Origin of the sequence: Paenibacillus vortex V453, from assembly GCF_000193415.1 — a bacterium.
In the GTDB taxonomy this organism is placed as follows: Bacteria; Bacillota; Bacilli; order Paenibacillales; family Paenibacillaceae; genus Paenibacillus_AQ; species Paenibacillus_AQ glucanolyticus.
This window is the reverse complement of record NZ_ADHJ01000001.1, coordinates 182,529-203,520: the sequence shown is the minus strand read 5'-3', so window position 1 is coordinate 203,520 and position 20,992 is coordinate 182,529. Positions and strand designations below refer to the sequence as shown.

The 20,992-nt window shown below is 50.9% G+C and carries 15 protein-coding genes, 4 pseudogenes and 1 other annotated feature; of the genes and pseudogenes, 8 read left to right on the top strand and 11 right to left on the bottom strand.

Annotation, left to right across the window (positions count from 1 at the left end):
• Positions 1-218 precede the first annotated feature (218 nt).
• Positions 219-1,769 (top strand): BCCT family transporter, encoded by a 1,551-nt coding sequence (locus tag PVOR_RS00875; RefSeq protein ID WP_040680066.1) that lies wholly within the window; start codon positions 219-221, stop codon positions 1,767-1,769.
• Positions 1,770-1,967: 198 nt separating this feature from the next.
• On the opposite strand, the gene PVOR_RS00870 is transcribed toward PVOR_RS00875, so the two are convergent.
• The 4 genes and pseudogenes from PVOR_RS00870 to PVOR_RS00855 form a co-directional block, all read right to left on the bottom strand.
• Positions 1,968-2,978, bottom strand: a complete 1,011-nt coding sequence (locus PVOR_RS00870) for a FecCD family ABC transporter permease (protein WP_006207166.1) — start codon at positions 2,976-2,978, stop codon at positions 1,968-1,970.
• Positions 2,975-3,982: pseudogene (locus PVOR_RS00865) on the bottom strand (FecCD family ABC transporter permease). The gene PVOR_RS00870 and the pseudogene PVOR_RS00865 overlap by 4 nt, the downstream one beginning before the upstream one ends.
• Positions 3,983-4,050: 68 nt before the next feature.
• Positions 4,051-4,998, bottom strand: coding sequence for an iron-hydroxamate ABC transporter substrate-binding protein (locus PVOR_RS00860; protein WP_006207162.1), 948 nt, complete (start codon positions 4,996-4,998; stop codon positions 4,051-4,053).
• Positions 4,952-5,824 carry an ABC transporter ATP-binding protein gene (locus PVOR_RS00855; RefSeq protein WP_036640309.1) on the bottom strand — a complete coding sequence of 291 codons (873 nt, stop codon included), beginning with the start codon at positions 5,822-5,824 and terminating at the stop codon, positions 4,952-4,954. The genes PVOR_RS00860 and PVOR_RS00855 overlap by 47 nt, the downstream gene beginning before the upstream one ends.
• A 323-nt stretch (positions 5,825-6,147) precedes the next feature.
• Here PVOR_RS00855 and PVOR_RS00850 point away from each other — a divergent pair, with 323 nt between their 5' ends.
• Positions 6,148-7,197 carry an NAD(P)/FAD-dependent oxidoreductase gene (locus PVOR_RS00850; RefSeq protein ID WP_006207160.1) on the top strand — a complete coding sequence of 350 codons (1,050 nt, stop codon included), beginning with the start codon at positions 6,148-6,150 and terminating at the stop codon, positions 7,195-7,197.
• Positions 7,198-7,394: 197 nt separating this feature from the next.
• Here PVOR_RS00850 and trpS read toward each other — a convergent pair whose 3' ends face one another.
• Positions 7,395-8,378, bottom strand: a complete 984-nt coding sequence (gene trpS, locus PVOR_RS00845; protein ID WP_006207158.1) for a tryptophan--tRNA ligase — start codon at positions 8,376-8,378, stop codon at positions 7,395-7,397.
• A gap of 47 nt (positions 8,379-8,425) precedes the next feature.
• Positions 8,426-8,696, bottom strand: a binding site (T-box leader).
• 169 nt (positions 8,697-8,865) lie between these two features.
• On the opposite strand from trpS, the pseudogene PVOR_RS32930 reads away from it, so the two are divergent.
• Together PVOR_RS32930 and PVOR_RS00835 are read left to right on the top strand one after the other, a co-directional pair.
• A pseudogene (locus PVOR_RS32930) lies at positions 8,866-10,442 on the top strand (sigma-70 family RNA polymerase sigma factor).
• 234 nt (positions 10,443-10,676) lie between these two features.
• Positions 10,677-11,483 carry a phosphotransferase family protein gene (locus PVOR_RS00835; protein ID WP_006207154.1) on the top strand — a complete coding sequence of 269 codons (807 nt, stop codon included), beginning with the start codon at positions 10,677-10,679 and terminating at the stop codon, positions 11,481-11,483.
• A gap of 192 nt (positions 11,484-11,675) precedes the next feature.
• Here PVOR_RS00835 and PVOR_RS00830 read toward each other — a convergent pair whose 3' ends face one another.
• Both PVOR_RS00830 and PVOR_RS00825 read right to left on the bottom strand, forming a co-directional pair.
• A complete protein-coding gene (locus PVOR_RS00830) occupies positions 11,676-12,179 on the bottom strand; it encodes a DUF3600 domain-containing protein (RefSeq protein ID WP_006207153.1) in 504 nt (167 codons plus the stop codon).
• The gene (locus tag PVOR_RS00825) at positions 12,169-12,732 is read right to left on the bottom strand and encodes a sigma-70 family RNA polymerase sigma factor (protein WP_006207152.1); all 564 of its coding nucleotides are present in this window, start codon (positions 12,730-12,732) and stop codon (positions 12,169-12,171) included. The genes PVOR_RS00830 and PVOR_RS00825 overlap by 11 nt, the downstream gene beginning before the upstream one ends.
• A 161-nt stretch (positions 12,733-12,893) precedes the next feature.
• On the opposite strand from PVOR_RS00825, the gene PVOR_RS30470 reads away from it, so the two are divergent.
• Complete coding sequence (locus PVOR_RS30470) at positions 12,894-13,049, top strand: hypothetical protein (RefSeq protein WP_160163964.1); 156 nt, start codon at positions 12,894-12,896, stop codon at positions 13,047-13,049.
• Here the strand turns inward: PVOR_RS30470 and PVOR_RS00820 are convergent.
• On the bottom strand, positions 13,034-13,633 hold the full coding sequence (locus PVOR_RS00820) for a DJ-1/PfpI family protein (protein ID WP_006207149.1): 600 nt from the start codon (positions 13,631-13,633) through the stop codon (positions 13,034-13,036). The two genes, PVOR_RS30470 and PVOR_RS00820, sit on opposite strands and share 16 nt — an antisense overlap.
• Positions 13,634-13,738: 105 nt before the next feature.
• On the opposite strand from PVOR_RS00820, the gene PVOR_RS00815 reads away from it, so the two are divergent.
• From PVOR_RS00815 to PVOR_RS29440, 3 genes and pseudogenes are all read left to right on the top strand, one after another.
• Positions 13,739-14,752 carry an aminotransferase-like domain-containing protein gene (locus tag PVOR_RS00815; protein WP_006207148.1) on the top strand — a complete coding sequence of 338 codons (1,014 nt, stop codon included), beginning with the start codon at positions 13,739-13,741 and terminating at the stop codon, positions 14,750-14,752.
• Positions 14,637-15,092 (top strand): hypothetical protein, encoded by a 456-nt coding sequence (locus PVOR_RS32430; protein ID WP_268741771.1) that lies wholly within the window; start codon positions 14,637-14,639, stop codon positions 15,090-15,092. Before PVOR_RS00815 ends, PVOR_RS32430 begins: the two co-directional genes overlap by 116 nt.
• Positions 15,093-15,459: 367 nt before the next feature.
• Positions 15,460-16,881: pseudogene (locus PVOR_RS29440) on the top strand (hypothetical protein).
• A 47-nt stretch (positions 16,882-16,928) separates the two neighbouring features.
• Here PVOR_RS29440 and PVOR_RS00800 read toward each other — a convergent pair.
• The 3 genes and pseudogenes from PVOR_RS00800 to PVOR_RS00790 form a co-directional block, all read right to left on the bottom strand.
• Positions 16,929-18,131 carry a Ger(x)C family spore germination protein gene (locus PVOR_RS00800; protein ID WP_006207146.1) on the bottom strand — a complete coding sequence of 401 codons (1,203 nt, stop codon included), beginning with the start codon at positions 18,129-18,131 and terminating at the stop codon, positions 16,929-16,931.
• On the bottom strand, positions 18,128-19,225 hold the full coding sequence (locus PVOR_RS00795) for a GerAB/ArcD/ProY family transporter (protein ID WP_006207145.1): 1,098 nt from the start codon (positions 19,223-19,225) through the stop codon (positions 18,128-18,130). The genes PVOR_RS00800 and PVOR_RS00795 overlap by 4 nt, the downstream gene beginning before the upstream one ends.
• Before the next feature lie 30 nt (positions 19,226-19,255).
• A pseudogene (locus PVOR_RS00790) lies at positions 19,256-20,930 on the bottom strand (spore germination protein).
• Positions 20,931-20,992 lie beyond the last annotated feature (62 nt).

Sequence of the window (20,992 nt, the reverse complement as noted above, 5' to 3'; positions counted from 1 at the left end):
TTTTTTTATGTAACGACTATATTCATGCCATCACATTTAACCGGAGTGGAAGATCCACGATATGATGTACAGCCAGCCACCGCCGGGCTGTTGTCTCACGTTCTCCCTGTAGATGACAATTCACTGCAACAAGCCAATTTACCGATTAAGTACATCAATTCTGGTTTAAATACAAATACTGTATAGGAATTCATAACGAATTGGCTGAGGTGGAGCGTGTGAAAGGAAGTTTGTTTAAAAACGTTGTATTTTCGATATCGGCCGTAATCATTGCGGTTTTGGCTGTCCTGGGGGCAATTAGACCGGGGGCATTCGGGGAAGTAGCAGGGTATCTTTTTAGATTCACAACCAATAGTTTCGGTTGGTTCTATTTGCTCTCGATATTCATCATCATCGTCTTTCTGATTTGGGTTGCGGCAAGCAAATATGGCACGATTCGTTTAGGCGGAGACAAGGAAAAGCCGGATTATCCGTTCTTTACCTGGATCGGCATGCTGTTCTCCGCCGGTTTCGGGGTGGGGCTGGTATTCTGGGGTGTTGCCGAACCGATGAGCCATTTCTTTAATACACCCTTTGCAGGCGTGGAAGCAGAGGGCGTTGAGGCCGCGCGTGTGGCTATGGGCTATTCCTTTTTTCATTGGGGAATCAGTCAGTGGTCCGTCTTCGCCTTGGTTGGTCTTGTCATCGCTTTTCTCCAATTTCGCAAGCAGAAGGACGGGCTGGTCTCTACGGCACTTGAACCTGTCACTGGCACCAAACGGGGCGTGAAGAATACGATTGATATTCTGGCCGTTATCGCTACAGTCATGGGGATAGCTACCTCTATTGGACTGGGCGTGCTGCAAATGAGCGGCGGCTTAAACTCCATTATGGGAATAAACAATGGGGTCGGTCTGCAATTGATCGTGCTGGGGATTATTTTTGTAGCATATATGATCTCTTCGACTACGGGACTGGACAAGGGCATTAAGTATTTAAGCAATCTGAACCTTGCGATGGCACTTGTCCTTTTATTGTTTGTATTTATTACCGGACCCTCTGTATTCATACTAGAAACGTTTACGCTGGCAATCGGGGATTATGTTTCGAATTTTGTGTCGTACAGCTTGAGGCTCCAACCTTATGCGGAAGGGACATGGGTACGGGAATGGACGATTTTTTACTGGGCGTGGGCCATTGCCTGGTCGCCATATGTGGGAGCCTTCGTAGCCAGAGTTTCCAAGGGAAGAACCGTTCGGGAATTCATTGTGGGTGTGATGGTCGTGCCGCCCGTCATTGCCTGTCTCTGGATTGCTGTCTTCGGCGGGACGGCAATTTGGTTTGATCTGCACGAGAATACAGGGATTGCGGCGGCCGTCAATGCGGATGTCACCTCCGCTTTATTCCAGCTGTTTAACCAGTTGCCCTTCTCGTCTGTGATGAATGTGCTCGCGATTATCTTGATTCTGACCTTTCTGGTGACTTCGGCGGATTCAGCGACCTATATCTTATCCAGCATGACGACTTACGGCAGCCTGAACCCTCCTCAAATTGCAAAAATCGTGTGGGGCACACTCATGGCAGCAATTGCCGGCGTGCTGCTCTACGCCGGTGGATTGGAAGCCTTGCAGACGGCTTCACTGATCGCAGCACTGCCATTCACCGTGCTGCTGCTGCTTCTCATTATTGCGATCGTGAAGCTGCTGCGCCGTGAACCGCTTCCGATTCGGAAGGCCGATCTCAAACGGTTCCGTCATCTGGAGGAGGCTGCGAACAAGGGTAAGAAGTGAGAAGAAACCGTCGTAAGAAGCGGGAACAGATACTTTACGGTTTACCATAAGGGGCACTCATGCAGTGTTCCCTTTTTATTTTGTTGCTGAAGATATAGGCTCTGCATGGACCACAACGGTCGTACTGCAAAAAAAAAGCCTTTATTACACCCGGGGGGAGCGTAATAAAGGCTTTGGGAAAACCAGCAGGAAAACCTGTTATTTTTTCTTGAGCAGCAAATATACAAAATACGGCGCACCGATGATGGCAACCATGATCCCGGCGGCGATGCCGTCAGGATCTACGATATTGCGCCCGATCGTGTCTGCAAGCAGCAGCAGCCAGCCGCCAATCAATACAGCAATCGGAATGTAGAGCTGATTCCGCGGACCTACGAGCGCTTTGGCGATATGCGGGCCCATGAGTCCAATGAACGTAATGCCGCCCGTCACAGACACGGCAGATGCTGCAAGAGCTACAGCCGCCAGAAGCAGCACAATGCGTTCCTTCTCGATGGACACGCCCACCCCGATGCCTACGGGGTCGCTTAATCCCAGCAAGTTCATTCGCTGCGCTTTGTACAGCGTGAAGGGAACCAGGATAATCAGCCATGGCAGAAGCGCAGCAATGAAGGGCCAATCGGTACCCCATATACCACCCGCTAACCATTTGGCTATAAAATCGACCTTGGTTCGTTCAGCGGATGAAGTGAGTACAATCATGACACCCGAAAGCGCCATGGAGAACCCGACGCCGGTAAGCACCAGTTTAACGGGCTGCAGGCCTTGGCCTTTTCGGAATGAGAACAGGTAGATACACACCGCGGTCAGCACGGCACCGATAAATGCGGCAAGCGGCAGCATGTATATAAAGGAACCCGCCTCAATCGGGAAGAACAAGAAGAATACGGCTACCCCTACCCCGGCGCCGGAGTTAATTCCGATAATGCCGGGATCAGCGAGGTCGTTGCGGGTAATGTTCTGCAGAATAGCACCGGAGAGCGCAAGTGCCATTCCTGCCAGCAGCGTGATGATCATGCGCGGCAGACGAACATCAAAGATAATGAATTTTTCTTTGAAGCTGCCCTGGCCGAACAGGGTCGGCAGAATCCGGTCATAGCTGACGGACGAATAACCCAGACCAAGCCCGATCAGGATGGTCAGCAGTGTCAGCACGAACAGGGCAATAAATGTTATGCGCTGCTTTCTTACTAAGGATGGATGAATCATGTTAGTCCACGCCCTCCTTTATGCACAATGAACAGGAAGAAGGGCAATCCCATAATGGCAATCAGGGCAGCAACCGGCGTCTCATAAGGAGCATGCAGCGTCCGGCCGACCGTGTCAGCAAACAGCATGAAGATGGCTCCAACCGTTGCCGACATCGGAATCACGTGGCGGTAATCGGTTCCAACGATACCGCGGACGATATGAGGAATCATGAGGCCGAGGAAGGCCAGATTCCCTACCAATGCTACGGACGTTCCTGCCAAGAGGACAATACACCACTAAACAGAATGAGTTTGATGGCTGCGATATTTTGCCCCAAGCCGACAGCGACTTCTTCGCTCAAGCTGAGGATGGTCAGCTGTCTGGATAATACGATGGCGATGACAATGCCTATTAGAATAAACGGAAATATCGTCTGAAGCTGACCCCATGACGTGCCGATTACGCCGCCAGCCGTCCACATGGATATGTCTTTGGATATTTTAAAATAAATACCGATGCCTTCTGCGATGGCGTACAAAAATGCCGAGACAGCTGAACCGGCCAACACCATCTGCAGGGGAGAGAAGCCGCCTCTTCGCATGGCTCCGATTCCGAAGACCATGACAGCCCCAACCGCCGATCCAATGAAGCAGGCCACCATAATGCCGAAATAATTGGCGGTAGGAATGAAGGCCAGCGTAAAAGCCAGAGCCGCATTGGTCTCCGCTGGTAAGGCCTAACAGACCGGGGTCAGCCAGCGGATTGCGCGTGATTCCCTGCATGATGGCGCCGGAGACCGCAAGCGAGGCTCCCACCAGAATGGCAGCAACCTCACGGGGCAGGCGAATTTCCCGAAGGATGGATAATTTCTCGCCTTGCATTGAGGTGGTAAGGGCAAACCACACATCCTTGATGGTGGTTTCAGCCGCACCGAACACCATCGCAATGACAAACATGCCAATGAATACGATGATGCCTGCGATCAATTTAAGAGAAAAAGGAATAGACCGTTTTGTTGGCATGAGAATCATCTTTTCATTTTAAAGTTTGAATAACTCGTAGTTAGTCTGGCCCAGGGCAGATTCATATGTTAGTTGCCCAGAAAATGTTCAATAAAGAAATCCAGTTGGTAGTCGAGCGTAGTAGCATCGTTAAAATAGAACCGTGTCGCATCAGCTTCGAATACGTGGCCATTCTTCACAGCCGGTATTTGTTTGTATGTTTCGGTTTCCTGGAAAGAGCTATCCGCCCCAGGGGTTTTACTGAAGATCACGTAGTCGCCGGCAAACTCCGGCAGTACTTCGGCGGACAGCGCATAGTAGCCGTCTTTCAATGCCATTTCTTTTACCTTTTCAGGCATTTTCAGTTTCATTTCCCCGTAGAGAATTTCGGTACCGCGGCCCCAGTTATCGCCGAATACATAAATTTGCTTTTCAAAATTCTCGATGACGGATACCGTGGCATCCTCACCGATTTTGGCACGGATATCCTCACCGGCTTTTTGGGCGCGTTGTTTGAAATCGTCGATCCAGGCTTGCGCCTCTTTCTCCTTGTTAACCAGCTTTCCGATCTCCAGATGCTGGGTCAGATAATCCACTTTGTTGTAGGTATAGGTAACGGTTGGCGCAATCTCCTTGAGTTTGTCGACGTTCTTGATATTGGAGAGACCGATGATCAGGTCGGGATCAAGCTCAATGATTTTCTCCAGACTTTCGTCGCTGACTTCCATAGCATCCTTGATTTTATCCGCAAATGCCGGATTGTTTTTAGACCAGGAATCAACCCCGACAAGATTGACGTTCAGCGCAATCAGGTTGCCTGTGAACGCGGATAACACAATGACACGCTGCGGATTGGCCGGCACCTCGATGGGTCCGTTCTCGGACTCATATGTAATGGTTCCCGCTGCAGTTTCCGTTTGTTCCGCTTTAGGTGTTTCGGTAGTTCCTGCATTGCTGCTGCTTGTCTCTGCCGGCTTGCTGTTGCAAGCGCTAAGAATGAACAGCAGTGCGATAAACGGGATGAGTAGCTTCTTCATAGTTGTCGTTTTGCTCCGTTTTGAGTACATTCTCTTTTTCCCCTTTTAATAGATTGTATGTGATGCATATAGGTTTCGCGGTGCGGGGATCGCGGCCGATCTCTGCATCGATATGGAATACTTTCTTTAATACATCGTGGGAGATAACCTCTTCCGGATCTCCGGCTTGAATGATGTCTCCGTCTTTCATCGCAATGATGTAATCAGCGAATCTTGCAGCCTGGTTGAGATCATGCAGAACCATGACAATGGTACGCTGCTGCTCGATATTCAGCTTCTCCAGAAGCTCCAGGATTTCAAGCTGATGCGCCATATCCAGATAAGTGGTCGGCTCGTCGAGGAAAATCATCTCGGTCTCCTGCGCAAGTGCCATCGCAATCCATACCCGCTGGCGCTGCCCACCGGATAAAGCATCCACCGAGCGATATTTATATTCCTGGGTTCCCGTAACCTCCAGAGCCCAGTCAATGACTTCCATATCCTGCTTGGACAAGCGGCCAAAACCGCGCTGATGTGGATAGCGGCCATAAGATACCAGCTCGCCAACGGTCAGTCCGCCTGGCCCTTCGGGTGTCTGAGGCAGAATCGCGAGTTTCTTCGCCAGCAGCTTTGTATTCATTTTGGCGATTTCTTCTCCATCGAGAATGGCAGCTCCGGCTTGATAGGGAATAATGCGGGTAACGGCTTTCAAAAGAGTAGACTTGCCGCAGCCGTTAGGACCAATAATAGTTGTGATTCTTTTATCAGGAATATCTACATTAAGACGATTCAATATCAGATTCTCGCCGTAGCCGACGCTTATTCGATCTGTACTTAGGCGAATCATCATGTCACCTCCAGAATAGTTAGCAATCAAACGATAATGATTCTCAATTTCATCCATAAATATAATGTGGAGGCGCGCCGTTGTCAATAAATATCTTAATGGAAATTTCAAATAATATTCATGTTTCTTCATAATAATAACAACATGTAGGTTATGGTCTTATGGAATGACTGTATATAGGCGAAATTGTGACAAAATGAATTTTTAATAAATGTTTGATTGTAAAACAGAGGAAGTCAACGTATACTAATTGATAATGATAATCATTTACGTTACAAGGTGATCACAACAGCCTTTTAATCTATAGACCGGGAGTGAAATGCATGAGTGGGAATGAGATATTTGATGTAACCGTTATTGGTGGAGGACCAGCAGGATTATATTCTGCTTTTTATAGTGGACTGCGTGGAATGAAGACCAAGATTATAGAATATCAACCCATGCTAGGCGGGAAGGTTCACGTCTATCCGGAGAAAATGATATGGGATGTCGGCGGGCTGACGCCGACTCCGGGCGCGAAGCTGATCGAACAGATGGTTCAGCAAGGCTTGACGTTTAATCCCGAAGTGCTGCTAAACGAGAAAGTGGAATCGATTGTCCGTAACGAGGAAGGGCTATTCGAATTACATACCGCGCATTCCGGCGTGCATCTGTCCCGAACGGTTATCGTGGCGGTCGGCGGAGGTATCCTGAATCCGCAGAAGCTGAAGATTGAAGGAGCAGAGCGGTTTGAAGTGTCGAACCTGAATTACACGGTGAAGTCCCTACAGCATTTCAAGGGCAAGACCGTCATCGTGTCGGGCGGAGGAAATTCGGCGGTGGATTGGGCAAACGAGTTGGAGCCTGTGGCGGAGAAGGTGTTCCTGGCCTATCGCAAGGGCGAATTGTCGGGTCATGAAGCCCAGGTGGAGCAGCTGATGAACAGTAAGGCGACCTGTCATCTCAATACATCAATCACGAAGCTTATTGCTTCCGATAATCATGAGGTGATCGAGCGCGTGGAACTGACCAATAACGAGACGGGGGAAGTTTCGTATCTGGCCGTGGACGAAGTCATCATTAACCATGGCTACGAACGGGATATGTCGCTCTTGGAGAACAGCAAGCTCGATATTGAACGGAAAGACGACTACTATATTGCGGGCAACGCAAGCTGTAAATCCTCCGTACCCGGACTGTATGCCGCAGGTGACATCCTGCATTTTGACGGGAAGCTGCACTTGATTGCGGGTGCTTTCCAGGATGCAGCGAATGCGGTGAACAGCGCGAAGCAATTCATTGAACCGGACGCCACAAGTTACGCCATGGTTTCTTCGCATAATGATGTATTTAAGGAACGAAATCGCGAACTAGTGAAGCAATTGATCAATTAGAACGAAGGCATGCCGCTTTATTATAGAAGAGAAGCGAGGGAATCCGAGCTTCTTTTTTTGCGTTCCCCTATTGTTCTGGGTAATCCCTGAAGTAAATCAACGGGCCGTAGCTGATCAGCTGCGCCATCAGAGTCAGGGCGCCCCTTTGATCTGATTCCCTAAGGAAACCGTCAACAAATGGACGCCCTGCGGTTCTTTCAAAACGTGACAAAACCCATCGCTTTCTTGGCAGCAAGGAGTGTTCCGCTGGCAGTTTGGGCAGCCCGCTGGGCCCCATCTATCAAGATGCGGTCAAGCTCGGAAGAATCCACGATTTGATGGAACTTCTCTTGAATCGGAAGCAGCTTCTCAATGACCACCTCGGCCAATTCCTTCTTGAAGGTGCCATACCCCTGGCCATCATATCGCTTCTCGATGACGGAGATATCTTCCTCGGAGAATACGGAATAGATCTCGATCAGATTGCTGACAGCAGGCTTCTGCTCCCAATCGTGACGAACCTCGCCTTCGGAGTCGGTAACGGCTTTGGAGAACTTCCTGCGGATATCCTCCGGCGAATCCATCATGTGGACGCAGCTGTTCTTGTTGGGATTGCTCTTGCTCATCTTCTTCGATGGATCATCCAATCCCATGACCCGGGAGCCAATATCCTGAATGATCGGCTCAGGGATTATAAACGTGCTGCCAAACCGGTTATTAAAGCGCTCTGCCACATCACGGGTCAGCTCCAGATGCTGTTTCTGGTCGTCGCCGACAGGCACATGCGTTGCCTGATAGAGCAGCACATCGGCAGCCATCAGAACCGGGTACGTAAACAGTGCAGAGCTCACCGTATCTTTGCCGTCCGATTTCTCCTTGAATTGGGTCATTCGCTTTAACTCCCCGAAATGCGCTTGCGTCTCCAGCAACCATCCAAGCTCCGCATGCGCAGGAACCTGCGATTGCAGAAAGATTGTCGCTTTGCGCGGATCAATGCCCGACGCGATGTAGAGAGCGGCAATGTCCCGCGTACGCTGGTGCAGCTTCCTGGGGTCCTGATACACCGTAACCGCATGGAAGTCCGGGACAAAGAAATAGGCTTCGTAATCATGCTGCAGATTCACATACTGGCGAAGTGCGCCCCCGTATCCGCCAATATTCAAATCTCCGCTGGGTTTGATACCTGACAATAATCGTTTCATTCACACACCTCCTGATCATTTGGAACAACACAAAAACACCTCATCCCCTATGGGACGAAGTGTAACTCCGCGGTACCACCCGAATTCGACTGAAGTGTCGCACTTAAGCATGACAGAGGACTTGACTGCTCACTGGTTTCTGTCATCTCTCCCAAGGTAACGGGGGAGCACCGTCAAGGCCTACTGCTCTAGTGTTTCCAGAGGTTCGGGTTGAAGCGAGAAGATCCATTCACATATTCCAGGGTACCGGGCCTCGCACCAACCGCCGGTTCGCTTTAACCTTGGGAATAAGCTACTATTCCTTCTCATAGCCGTGTGGTATGTTGTTCATGAATTTCATCCATCCTGTTCAGCATGAGTGCAGGCAGGATGGATATGATGAGAATCATTACACAGTTGTTATGTGAATGTCAATCAGGAAGGTAACCTTTTTCATATAAAGTGGCACTTCTTTATAGAGACATGATGAAGGGAGGTACGGAAGAAAGTGTTCCAGTGGATCGAGGATGCCAAGAGGGGTAGTGCGGAAGCCCATGAAAAATTGGTCAAACATTATACAGGCATGGCGTTAGCTGTGGCTTACGACAAATTACAGGATCCCTACTTAGCGGAAGATGCGATGCAGGAGGCGTTCACCGACGCTTTTGACAATCTCCATAAGCTGCAGGACCCCCGGCGATTTCCCGGATGGTTCAAGGTGATCGTGGAGCGTCAATGCTACAGATACCTGCGCAGAAAACAGTTTCGGACACTGCCGCTCCATGAGCTTGAGCAGCCCATCGTTAATCAGCAAAGCTTGGAGTCGATTGTGGAGAGGAGAGAAATGATCGGTCAGTTGCATGGGACGATAGAGGAATTGCCATCGAACATGCGAATTGCGGTCGAGCTATATTATTTTCAGGGCTACAGCCTTCAGGAGATTTCTGAATATTTGGATGTGTCCTTGTCTGCCTTGAAGAAGAGGCTGTTTGATGCACGGCGGAAGCTGAAGAACACGCTTCATGTTGCCGACTTTGTATCGGTGTTCTCTGATCTATATGAGGGAGGTAAACGCATGTTGCATATCGTAAACGGAGATTCGGTTGGAGATAAGCTGAAGCAAGGAAAAGTCCAGGGGGATATTCTGGTTTGGAGGGAGCTGTACTCGTTCGGTCCGGTATTCCCGCAAATGGATGAGCCCGATAACCGAAAGGCAAGGGCGCAGTATTTGGAGCAAACGCTTGGAATCCCGCAGAAGGAATATCTGGACACTTGTGAGTTGCAGGAGCGGAAGCTGCAGGATTTTGGAAAATATGATGAAGTTGTCCTTTGGTTTGAGCATGACCTGTTTGACCAGACGATGCTGTCTTATTTGTTGAATTGGTTTAAGGACCGGCCGCTGGGGAATACGAAGCTTAGCCTGCTGTGCATAGGCGCGTATCCCGGTATTGAGCTGTTCCGTGGGTTGGGGCAGCTTAGCTCAGCGCAGCTGGAGACTTTGGCGGGTACATGGCACACGAATCGGAGATGAGGAGCTAACGCTGGGAAGTAAGGTATGGGAAGCCTACACTTCGGATCAGCCGCAGAAACATCAGCGCATCTTGCAGGATGATTATACGGCGCTGCCGTTTGTCAGAGATGCATTTGTAAGCTCACCTGTCACGTCTGCCTTCCGTGAGCAGCGGGCTCGGGATCATCGAGCAGGCCACGTTAGAGGCTGTGGCGGGTGGAATCAACACACCTTATGAGTTATTTCGGAAGGTAGGTGACCAGCTTCATGTACTCGGAATGGGTGATCTGGAGTTCTGGTATTATTTATCCGCAATGACGGAGGGACCGCATGCATTGCTGGATATTAATGGCGCAGCATCGTTTCCAAGATTCAAGGCGAAGGCTCCCGATTTCCGAGATTGCATGCTTCAGGTGACGAGTCTGGGAAGGGATGTATTGGCAGCGAAATCGGACTACGCCCATACAAACATCGTCGATAAGTGGATTGGCGGCCTGCATCTGCAGGGGAAAGCTCCGCTGTGGCGCTGGGACCTGCAGCAAAGAACGATAGTGCTAGCAGGCGAATCAGAATGACATCAGACTAAGGGGACGAACCGTTTGGAATATCCAGACGGATCGTCCTTTTTTTGAAAAAAACTGATCTTCGGGATGGGGTTGGCCTGTCGCCATGTATGAAACAACTCGGTCTCTGGACGGAGCAGGTTCTCATCCCAGGGCGGGAATTCATAGCCGCTTCTTTAGCATACAATGGTGTCAAAGATACGTTCGAAATTTAAATCAAGCTGATAAAGATATGGAGGAAGTGCTTTGGAGAAGGGTGTCTTGATCGGAAAAGGCAGGAGTGCAGAGGTCTATGAATGGGGCGAGTTTCAGGCCTTGAAGCTGTTCTACCAAGGGTACCGTCCAGAATGGATAACGTATGAGGCGGAGATGGGGCGCATTGTTTCGGAAGCCGGCGTGCCGGCACCGGCCGTATTTGGCATGGTGGAGCTCGAGGGGAGGACAGGGCTCGTATATGAACGAATTACAGGGTCCTCGATGCTGCATCAGGTGCAATCGTCCCCGCTCCAGTTAAGGAAATGCGCGCGGGATATGGCACGGCTCCAGCATGCCACTCACGGCTGCACAACAACCATACTGCCGCGGCAAAAGGAAAATTTGGAACATGCCATAATGGATGCCCGCGGCATTTTACAGGATAAAGCTCAGACGATCTGCAAGATGCTGGAGTCTTTGCCGGAAGGGGACTCCATCTGTCATGGAGACTTTCATCCCGACAATATAGTGGTTACGGGGGATGGATGCCGGGCGATTGACTGGAACAACGCCAATGTCGGTAACCCTCTGTGCGATGTCGCCAGGACATCCCTGATGTTTCAGTCACCGTTTAACCCGTTGCAGCAATCAAGGATTATGGCGGCTGTGCTCCGGGCTGCCCGTACGATGTGGAATAGAGTATATCTGAACGAATACTGCCGCCTATCCCATGCAAAGCGGGAGGATATCCACCGCTGGATGTTGCCGGTAGCGGCAGCCAGATTGAGAGAAGACGTTCCAGGTGAACGGGCATGGCTAATGGAGCTTATTGATGATCGGTTACGTGCGTATGCTTGATGAGCCGGTTATGCCGATCATCTCCAGAGTAGATGCGCCATCAGGCGTAGTCATGCCGATCAGCTGAAAGTAATGGTGCTGTTCCATGGTGCAAGAGATGGCTTTTTGAGCAGACCATCGTATAAGGGCAGCGCCCCGGGCTCCCTGACGAGAAAAAAGGGACTCCATCCACATCGGATGGGTCCCTGCTTCTTACGGCTTGGCGGGTCCTTTAATCTTCTCGAAGTACGGAGCCAGCTTGGAGGCGAGCTCCTCAAACTGCTGCTGCTCTTCTTTGGTCAGCTTCTCCTCATGTTTGACCCCATTTTTATCGGTGATCTTCAGCTTTAATTGCATCAACTGCTTGGTCAGCTCCACATACTCCTTAAATTCGTCTTCCGTGAGTTTGTCTTTTGCTGCTTGAAGCATTCCCTCAATCTCTTGATAATCTTCCTGGGTACCGCCGATCTGTTCAATGGTTGTAGAAGAACCGAATATACCATCGGCTAGATAGGAAGAAGCATATACGGCTGACGGAATCAGGATGGCTACTGCGGCAATACCTGCAAGCATGCGTTTTTTCATGGGAGATCTACCTTTCTTTTCGTTCGCATAGTGTTGGTAGGACTGTTTAACACGCTCATACAATTCAGGTGGACAGTGCATCGAATCTGCCACCTGGCGAAGCTCTTCACGTAATTCCTTGTCAATGGACATACGCGTCACCTCCCGTCATCTCGAATCGTTTTCGGAGTTCTTTCAGTGCCAGATGATGCCTGGATTTCACTGTGCCAACGGGGATTTGCAGCATGTCTGCGATTTCTTCCAGAGCATAGTCGTGAAAATAGCGAAGGATAACGACGACACGAAGTTTATACGACAACTGACGGACAAGGCTGAACAGCTCATGCTGCGTTTCGGACCGCAGGACCGCGTTGTCCGTCCAGTCGAACGGTTCGCAAGTCGTCTGGCGGTTTCGTTCAAAGAGGCGAATTCGCCGCCAGGCCTTTCTTTTCCAATCCTGGACAAGCCGGACCGTGATCCCGTGCAACCAAAATCGGAATGGCCGGTTCGGGTCGTACTTGTCCATCGACCGCCACATGCGCATGTAAACTTCATTCACGATATCCTCAATGTCCTGTTTGTTGTAGACGAGAAAAGCAACCGTCCGATAGACGTCTTGATGAGTCGCCTGATAGACAAGCTGAAAGGCCGACTCGTCGCCGAGCTTCGCTTGTTCAAGCCACGGAAGTAACTCTTTATCATTCATTTGGGGCCCCTCCTGAACTTGTTACAACTCTTAATTCGCTCCCGTGGGCAAAAAGGTTCAGTAAGAGAATAAACTTTTTTTGCGATACTCGCTATTTCAGGGATTTTTTCAGGGTGTATCACTAAATTTCATGATGAGGAAAGGCACATTATAGAGAAGGATTGGCACATCTATTAAATATGGAACAGCTTCCGGAAGGCTTGTTTGAACAAAGAGAAGCTGGTGACGAGCTTGACTACCTAGGAGAAGCGGACAAACAACTGGGGAATCGTGCTCGGGTCCTGAAGGGATTTGGTCATCGTCAATTCATGGCGTGATAGACCGAGGCTGAGGTTCCTGTCTGGTAGTAGGGGTAGCTCATATCCGATTTTACGAGCTCCACGGTTGGCGCATCGGTTAACCTTTCAAGCATGAAGAGGCCGAGATCAATGGATGAAGATACCCCTCCGCCTGTAATGAGGCGGCCATCCCGCACGATGCGCGCTTGAACGACCTCCTTGCAGTAGGGTGCCAAAAGATCGTAAGCCGAAGCATTGGAGGTAGCTCGCTTGCCCTCCAGCAAACCGGCTGCCCCAAGCAGCAGTGATCCGGTGCAGACGGAAACGAGATATTTTGCTTCCCGGGCCGTCTGCAGCCATGCGATTACCTCGGAATCCTGTCGCAGCTTCCGCGTGGCAAAGCCGCCGGGAACAAAAACCAGCTCATACTTGGAAAGATCGGGCTTTACCCGGCCGATCACATATTCCAGCCCGCGATCATCGGTAATGTGTGAAGTCATCGCGCAGTAATCCCAGGAGACCTCCGCTTCCGGCCGGATGCGGGAGAGCCTGGTTATGACTTCGGTGAAGCCGATCAGGTCCAGAGCCGTCATGCCATGGAACAGGATGAAAGCCATTTTCATAATAAATACCTTCCTTTCAAAATGTGTTAAACTAATTCTAATCATGAGCTCGGAAAATGGAAGGACCATTTATAGCAACTGTATTAATACAGGGGGATGAGCGGGATGGATACGAAGCATGAACAAATCGTTGCGTATATGATCCGGGAAGTGGAAGAAGGTCATATACGGCCGGGTCATAAGCTGCCATCGATCCGGGCGGTGGCCCACATGTTCTCGTGCAGTCCCAATACGGTCGTTCATGCGTATCAGACCTTGGAACGCGAAGATGTGATCTATGCGGTATCCAAGAGCGGGTACTATCTGGTAGAGGGGAAGGTCCGCTCCCATACACGGACTGAAAGCGGGCCGATCGATTTCGCCTCAACGACACCCAGGGGCGATTTTTTGCCGTTCCAGCAGATCGAGCACTGCCTGCGCCAGGCCATTTCCTTGTATAAGGAGGAACTGTTCGGTTACACCGATCCGCAAGGGATCGCCAACTTGAGGAATGAGCTGCGAAAGCACTTCCATGCGCAGCAGATCTTTGCGCAGCCAGGCCAGATCGTGGTGGTGACAGGCGCTCAGCAGGCCTTCTCGATCCTGACGCGGATGCCGTTTCCGGGGGAGGGGCAGGCAGTTCTTGTGGAACAGCCGACGTATTTTGGGTTCCTGGCGGCCGCGGATGTTGCGGGGTGTCCGGTGATCGGAATCCAGCGGGATGATCAGGGGATTGACCTGGGAGAGCTGGAGGCCCATTTTGGCAGCGGACAGATCAAATTCTTCTTCACGGTGCCGAGATTCCTCAATCCGCTCGGTACGTCTTATTCGCTGGAACAGAAGAAGCGGATTGTGGAGCTTGCGAGTAAGTACGGTGTTTATATCGTGGAGGATGATTATCTTGCGGACCTTGAAGAGGATGCGAAGGCCGATCCATTGTACGCCCTGGACGATGGCAAGCAGGTGATTTATATCAAGAGTTTCTTCCAAGACAATTCTTCCGGGGATTCGAATGGGTGCCGCCATCCTCCCCGAACGACTTGTAGACCTGTTCATAAACTACAAGAACGCTGCGGACATAGCGTCGCCGATCCTCTCCCAAGGCGCGCTGGAGCTATACATGAAGAGTGGGATGTATAGGCGCCATGCCACCAGAATCCGTGACCATTACCGAGAGAAGATGCGATATGCTATCGAAGTGTGCGCATGTGTTTTCGGCAGCGGCATTCAATATACGTGCCCTTCCTCAGGCGTGTTCATCACCCTGCAACTGCCGCAGTATGTGAAAGCTTCTGTACTGCAGGATCGTCTGAAGCAGAAGGGGATTTCGGTGACAAACGTGGACCAGCACCTGCTGCCGGAGAATCAGCGGAATGACCGGATCCGGCTATGCATTATCGGCGTGGAGCAGCCTCAGATCGAGGCAGGGTTTATCGTGATTGAGGAGGAGATCCGGCGCTTGGAGCGCAGGGTGCGTTAACAGAGGGGGGCTGTATTTGGACTTACAACATGAAGACAAACTAGAGGCAGCGACCTCATGTTAGGCCGCTGCCTCTAGTTTGCTATTAAGAACCCTTCCGATATGTCAGGATATGATTAAATGGATTGTCGATGTAGGAGATATTCAGTCGCAATGATGTACAAGTAAAAGACCCACACCGTCATGGCGTGGGTCTTTTACTTACTCATAGTTTCACAGATTGCTCGCCAGCAACTGATGAAACAGGTCGCAGTTTACCAAGTATATGAAATGCCAGAGTGAGTTAGTACGGGTTATGAACCCTTGCCCAGGCCCACGCATAAGATGTAGTCACAAACCTGCTGCCTGGGAAAGGGCGTGACTTCATATGGGAATTCAATTAACCGCGATGCACTGGGTTTACCTGGCGTTCATCGTCCTGATCATGACGCTGCTGATCCGGCGGCGCGATACAACGCTTATATGCGTGACCGGAATATTTGCGCTTGGCCTGCTGGCAACGGAAACGCTCGAGCGGACTCGGTCTCCGGCGTGTTTAATTCCTTCATTTATGCTACGAAAGAGCTGATGGGTACAATCATGATCATATCGATCATTGTAGCGATGAGCAGGGTATTGATCAAGACCGGCATCAACGAAACGATGGTAGCCCCGCTAACCCGGTTCCTCCGTACCCCGGCCATGGCTTATTGGGGAATCGGCATCATCATGATGGTAACGTCCTTCTTCTTCTGGCCGTCACCGGCGGTTGCGTTAATCGGAGTTGTGCTGCTGCCTGTAGCCATTCGCGTGGGACTGCCCGCGCTTGGTGCTGCGGTAGCCATGAACCTGTTCGGTCACGGCATAGCGCTGTCGGGGGATTACATTATCCAGGGCGCGCCTAAATTGACTGCGGATGCCGCCGGTCTGCCGGTATCCAGCGTGATGGCAGCGAGCGTTCCGCTTGTCATTGTGATGGGAGTTGTAACAACGGTGACGGCATTCTGGATGATGCGGAGAGATCAGCGGAACGGCAGCTGGAGAGATGGATTGGTCACCATCAAGAGCACAGGAGAGACACTCGCCGCACGTTCTGAAGAGGATGACGCTGCTGCTCCTATTTCTCCTGGCATGAACGACGATGGCTGGCTACTACGCCATTCTGCTGCTGTTTGCTGCCGACGTTGCGGCCATGTTCATCCTGAAGCTGCAGGGCGGGGATGCAACAGCCTTGGTCGGCGGAACCGCGGTCCTTATCTTAAGCATCATTACGCTGGTAGCACATCGCAACCGCGGACTAGAGAAGGTCACCTCGTATTTAATTGAGGGCTTCGTGTTTGGATTCAAAGTATTCGGACCCGTCATTCCGATAGCGGCATTCTTCTATCTCGGAGATGCGGCGTTTACCGATTTGTTTGGCAAAGTACTTCCGGAAGCTTCCCATGGGATCGTGAACGACCTGGGGGTTGCGCTTGCGAGTGCGGTGCCGCTGAACGGCGCGGTGGGCTCAGTAACGTTGACCATCACCGGTGCAATTACGGGCCTGGACGGCTCGGGCTTCTCCGGCATATCGCTTGCCGGCTCGATCGCGCAATTGTTTGCAACAGCCATCGGATCAGGTGCAGCTACGCTGACCGCGCTTGGGCAGGTTGCAGCAATTTGGGTGGGGGGAGGCACACTTATACCGTGGGCACTGATTCCGGCCGCAGCCATTTGCGGCGTCAGTCCCTTTGAGCTCGCAAGGCGTAATTTAAAGCCAGTGCTGATCGGTCTTACCGTTACCACGGTTGTGGCCATGTTCCTGGTGTAAGTGGCAAACGACAGAAGGAAAAGCGCTGTCTCTTGAGGGGCAGCGCTTTATCTCATGGAAGAACCATAATTGGTAATGTTAATCTTCACATCATACGTTACGTTGGCCTTGCTAAAGGCCTCGTCCCAGTTCTTCTCAACCTTTTTCCATAACCGGGGATGCTTGATTCGGAGCTGTTCTCCGAATCCTGCGACATCGACATGATAGGACTCCTGCATTTTGTAGAGTACCTGCCGAATTTGTTCGCGGACCGTATCCTCAAAGTAGCCCTCCAGCTCATCCTGGTAAGACTCGGTTGCTGTATGCTGCGGACTGCTCCAGTCCTCGATCAGGGCTCCTCTGGATGCGACCTCGACATGGAATGAAATTTGATCCCCTCGAACGATGGGAGTGATCTTGCTCTTCGTTACTTTTGGTTCATAGGTTATCGTATCTTCGGTTCTCGGTTTATAGGTTTTCAAAGCGCCTGTTCTGACTTTGCCCGTAATCCAGGATAAGCCCTCCAGATCCGTTTGGTTTAGACTGCCGATCCACTTCTTGCTTGTTCCCTTGAAGATGCCTGCTCCGGAGAATTTGTGCTCGCCCTCGGCCGTAATGACATTCTGCAGCAGAAAGCTCGAACCGGATTGCATCATGCCATCGAGCTTGACCAGTGACATGGCAGGCAGAATCTTGTTGGATAATTGATGGTTATCAAACAGCCCGGTCAAATATAAGGCGGGAATTTCCCCGGGCTCCGATGAACTCAACGCTTCCACTGCACTTCCGTGGCTGATCAGGATGAGACAGCTGGGCCGGATGTCGTTATCCCGCATAATATAGTCCAGGAGCTGCTCGAGATTATATTTCTTTGCTAATTCGGTGGACAGGACAATGACCTTCAAGTGATGACCAATCAAGGGGCGCTCTCGTCTTAGAGCAAATTGCCGAAGGATTTGAACCACGGAATCACCAGTCAAGCGCTCGTTCAGATAAGACTTGCCCCCTTGCGGTGATGATGAGTTCTGGTTCTTCTTTTGCCCGCTGGACGGGGGGGTGATTTGAACGGTGATGGTCATGTTCTTTTTTTTCGGATAATGCCCTCCCTGCTCATTGACCTGCTTCTCAAACTTGGACTCTTGGGCAACGTCCATTCCAAGGCCTACATATAGATTTAATTCCTCGATCTCATCGTTGCTCCAACACCCCGTCGTCGTAAGCAGTATGACGCATGTGAGCACGATTCTCAGAGTACGTGCAGACTGATTCAATTGGTAGTCTCCCCTTTGCGGCGAATCTTGCTGATGATCAGCAGGAAAAATGGAAGGGTGCCAAATAAATAAACCGACACATTGCCCACAATCTGCCCCAGCTTGAATAACTCCGAGATATTTTTCGGGATGACGGCAATCAAGAAAATAACCGGCAGCATCATGAACAGAAAGGGGCGGATGTTCTTCTTGAATAGCTGTGACCAGCCGAGTGATGCGGCATAATGCGTTATGGTAAAGGTCGAGAAAATCTGCATAATCCAGATGACAAGCAGCAGGGATTCGAACCGTTCAAAGATCAGGCCTTGAATTTCGAAGCTTCGGATTAAATCCAGACTGGGCCAGGTGGCAACCTTGACGCCGCCGAGGGACAGACCACCGATGGTCATGACTAGCGCAACCAGGTAGACAAACGTAGGGACGATCGTCCCCCAAGTAACGGCCTTCATTCCTTTTTGGGGAGAGCTCATAAATGCCATAATGATGAGCATGATCTCAAAGCCGGCAAATGCGAGCGTCGTCGATTTCATTCCCTGAAGCACGGGCATTACGCCGGAGCCCAGTACGGGGCGCAGATTGTTGATCTCGAATAACCCGCTGCTGAGCGAGAACGTAATGATGGAGATGACCAGAGTGATGGGCAGAATAATCTCGAAGAGCCTGGCTATGCTGCCGATCCCACCTGTAGTCAGGTAGAGGCCAACCCACATAAAGGTCATCACGATCGCCCACATGGGTGTTCCCTCTAACAGGAACATCCCCGTGACTTCTGCCATGACTCTGAGCTCAAAAGCCGAGATGGTAAGTAAGTAGCCGATGGTGATCAGGCTGATCAGAAATGCAATTGCTTTGCCTGTAATTTGAGGCACGAATTGAAACCAGGTCTGACCGGGAAATCTCCGGCAAAGCTTCAGGATAACGAATCCGGCCAGAAGAATCAGCAGGCTTGAGAGAAGGACCGAGATCCATACGTCAGGTGAATTGCTTGCTGTGACGGCCGTTCTCGGCAATGTCAAAATACCTGCACCCAGCATGTAGTTAATAATGATGACTGCAGCCTGTGCAGTCGTAATTTGATCACTCGAACGGTTCATCGGTGTCACCTCCGCCATATTCTTCAACATTTACTTTTTTCGATCCGAGTCCTTGGTCTTGATCATTTGAGGGCGCGTCCTTCATGACTTGCAGCGGCAAACGGATGAGTAAATCCTTCCAGTCACTGAATCGGTAAGGCACCAAGGGGCTTGCATACGGGACACCGAAGGATCTCAGCTTGACGATATGGCTGCAGAGGAATAGAAAGAACATGACAACACCGAACAATCCAAGGAAGGCAGCGCAGAACATGCCGATGAATCGAAGGAACCGGAGGCTGATGCCTGCACTGTAACTCGGAATGGTGAACGAAGAGATAGCCGTAACGGCAACAACAATAACCAGAAACGGGCTGACAATCCCTGCATTAACGGCGGCGTCGCCAATAATAAGACCACCAACGATACCCATCGCGGGGCCAATTGGCTTGGGCAAGCGAATACCGGCTTCTCTTAAGATCTCAATGGCAATTTCCATAATGAGTACTTCGAGCAAGGAGGGAAAGGGGACTCCCTGTCTGGTCTCGATTATTGAGAGGGCTAGCCGTGTCGGAATTAGACCGGGGTGGAACGAGATAAAGGATACGTACAGTGCCGGAGCGAGAAGTGCCAGCATGGCTGCCAGCATGCGAAGCAAACGAACGAAGGAACCGGATATCCAGCGTTCGTAATAATCCTCAGGTGACTGCAGCAGCATACTGAAGGTAACGGGGACAATCAGAGCAAAAGGGGTCCCGTCCAGCAGGATGGCGACACGCCCCTCAAGTAAAGCACCGATCACCCGGTCCGGTCTTTCGGTATTGTGCACTTGTTGGAAGGGGCTCAGGATGTTGTCCTCAATCAACTGCTCCACGTACCCGGATTCCAGAGGGTCATCGATATCCATTCGCTGGATTCGCTGCGTGACTTCCTGGACAAGCCCATCATCGGCGATGTCCTTCATATACGCGATGACGAGGTCTTTCTTCACGCGGGTTCCGACTTGATGCCGGGTAATCGAGAGGCTTTCGTTTTTTCCGTGAAGCCTGAGCAGTCCCGTGTTGTCCGCCAGCCTTTCTGTAAAACCCACACGCGGTCCCCGAAGCAGAGCTTCGGATAGCGGCTCCTCCAGACTGCGGCTTTTGCCTCCTGCCGAGAAGAGAAGGAAGGCGCCCTCCATCCCCTCCACCAGCAAACCGGTTGTACCAATCAAGACGGATTGAACCAGATCCCCGAGAGTCTGGGTCTCCGCGATATCCGTGACAGGCAACAGTCGCGTCTTCAGATAGCTGTTGATGGAGTGGCTGGAGTCGGCGAAGCCGTCTGCTTCAGACTCAGGCACACCACTCAGCATTAACGGCGTAATGAGATGGGTGTCGATGATATCGTTGTCGCATAAACCATCGATTGTCAGTACGGCAACACGGGTTTGCGTCCCCTTGATCGTGAATTCTCGGATCTTCACATCGGCGTTGCGACTGGTATGTTCGCGAATGAGCGTGATTTCGGCAGCGTATTGACCCGTTAGTTTAAATACTGTATGCGTGGAATCCTTCCCGCTTTTCTTCTCCATTTCGGCAGCGGAACGCATGTCGCTGCGTGCGGAATGACGCCCGTTCAGGGCTTTCCTGAGCCAGCGCGTGAGCTTAAGCAGCAGGAGCGGGATGATAAGAAGCAATAGGGCTTGAACAAGAATGATCCAGCTGGGAATATGTTGGAGAACCATTGACAACAAACCAATCACCCCTGCGTTGTTTAAAATGAATGCAAGGGTATTGTTGCCCTATA

Bases quoted from the DNA above. Each gene is read 5' to 3' on its own strand.
- PVOR_RS00860 (WP_006207162.1), bottom strand. From the start codon at position 4,998: ATGAAGAAGCTACTCATCCCGTTTATCGCACTGCTGTTCATTCTTAGC.
- PVOR_RS00815 (WP_006207148.1), top strand. From the start codon at position 13,739: ATGGATACGAAGCATGAACAAATCGTTGCGTATATGATCCGGGAAGTG.
- PVOR_RS00795 (WP_006207145.1), bottom strand. From the start codon at position 19,225: ATGAACCGTTCGAGTGATCAAATTACGACTGCACAGGCTGCAGTCATC.
- trpS (WP_006207158.1), bottom strand. From the start codon at position 8,378: ATGAAACGATTATTGTCAGGTATCAAACCCAGCGGAGATTTGAATATT.
- PVOR_RS00820 (WP_006207149.1), bottom strand. From the start codon at position 13,633: ATGAAAATGGCTTTCATCCTGTTCCATGGCATGACGGCTCTGGACCTG.
- PVOR_RS00830 (WP_006207153.1), bottom strand. From the start codon at position 12,179: ATGTCCATTGACAAGGAATTACGTGAAGAGCTTCGCCAGGTGGCAGAT.
- PVOR_RS00850 (WP_006207160.1), top strand. From the start codon at position 6,148: ATGAGTGGGAATGAGATATTTGATGTAACCGTTATTGGTGGAGGACCA.
- PVOR_RS00825 (WP_006207152.1), bottom strand. From the start codon at position 12,732: ATGAATGATAAAGAGTTACTTCCGTGGCTTGAACAAGCGAAGCTCGGC.
- PVOR_RS00855 (WP_036640309.1), bottom strand. From the start codon at position 5,824: ATGATTCGCCTAAGTACAGATCGAATAAGCGTCGGCTACGGCGAGAAT.
- PVOR_RS00870 (WP_006207166.1), bottom strand. From the start codon at position 2,978: ATGATTCATCCATCCTTAGTAAGAAAGCAGCGCATAACATTTATTGCC.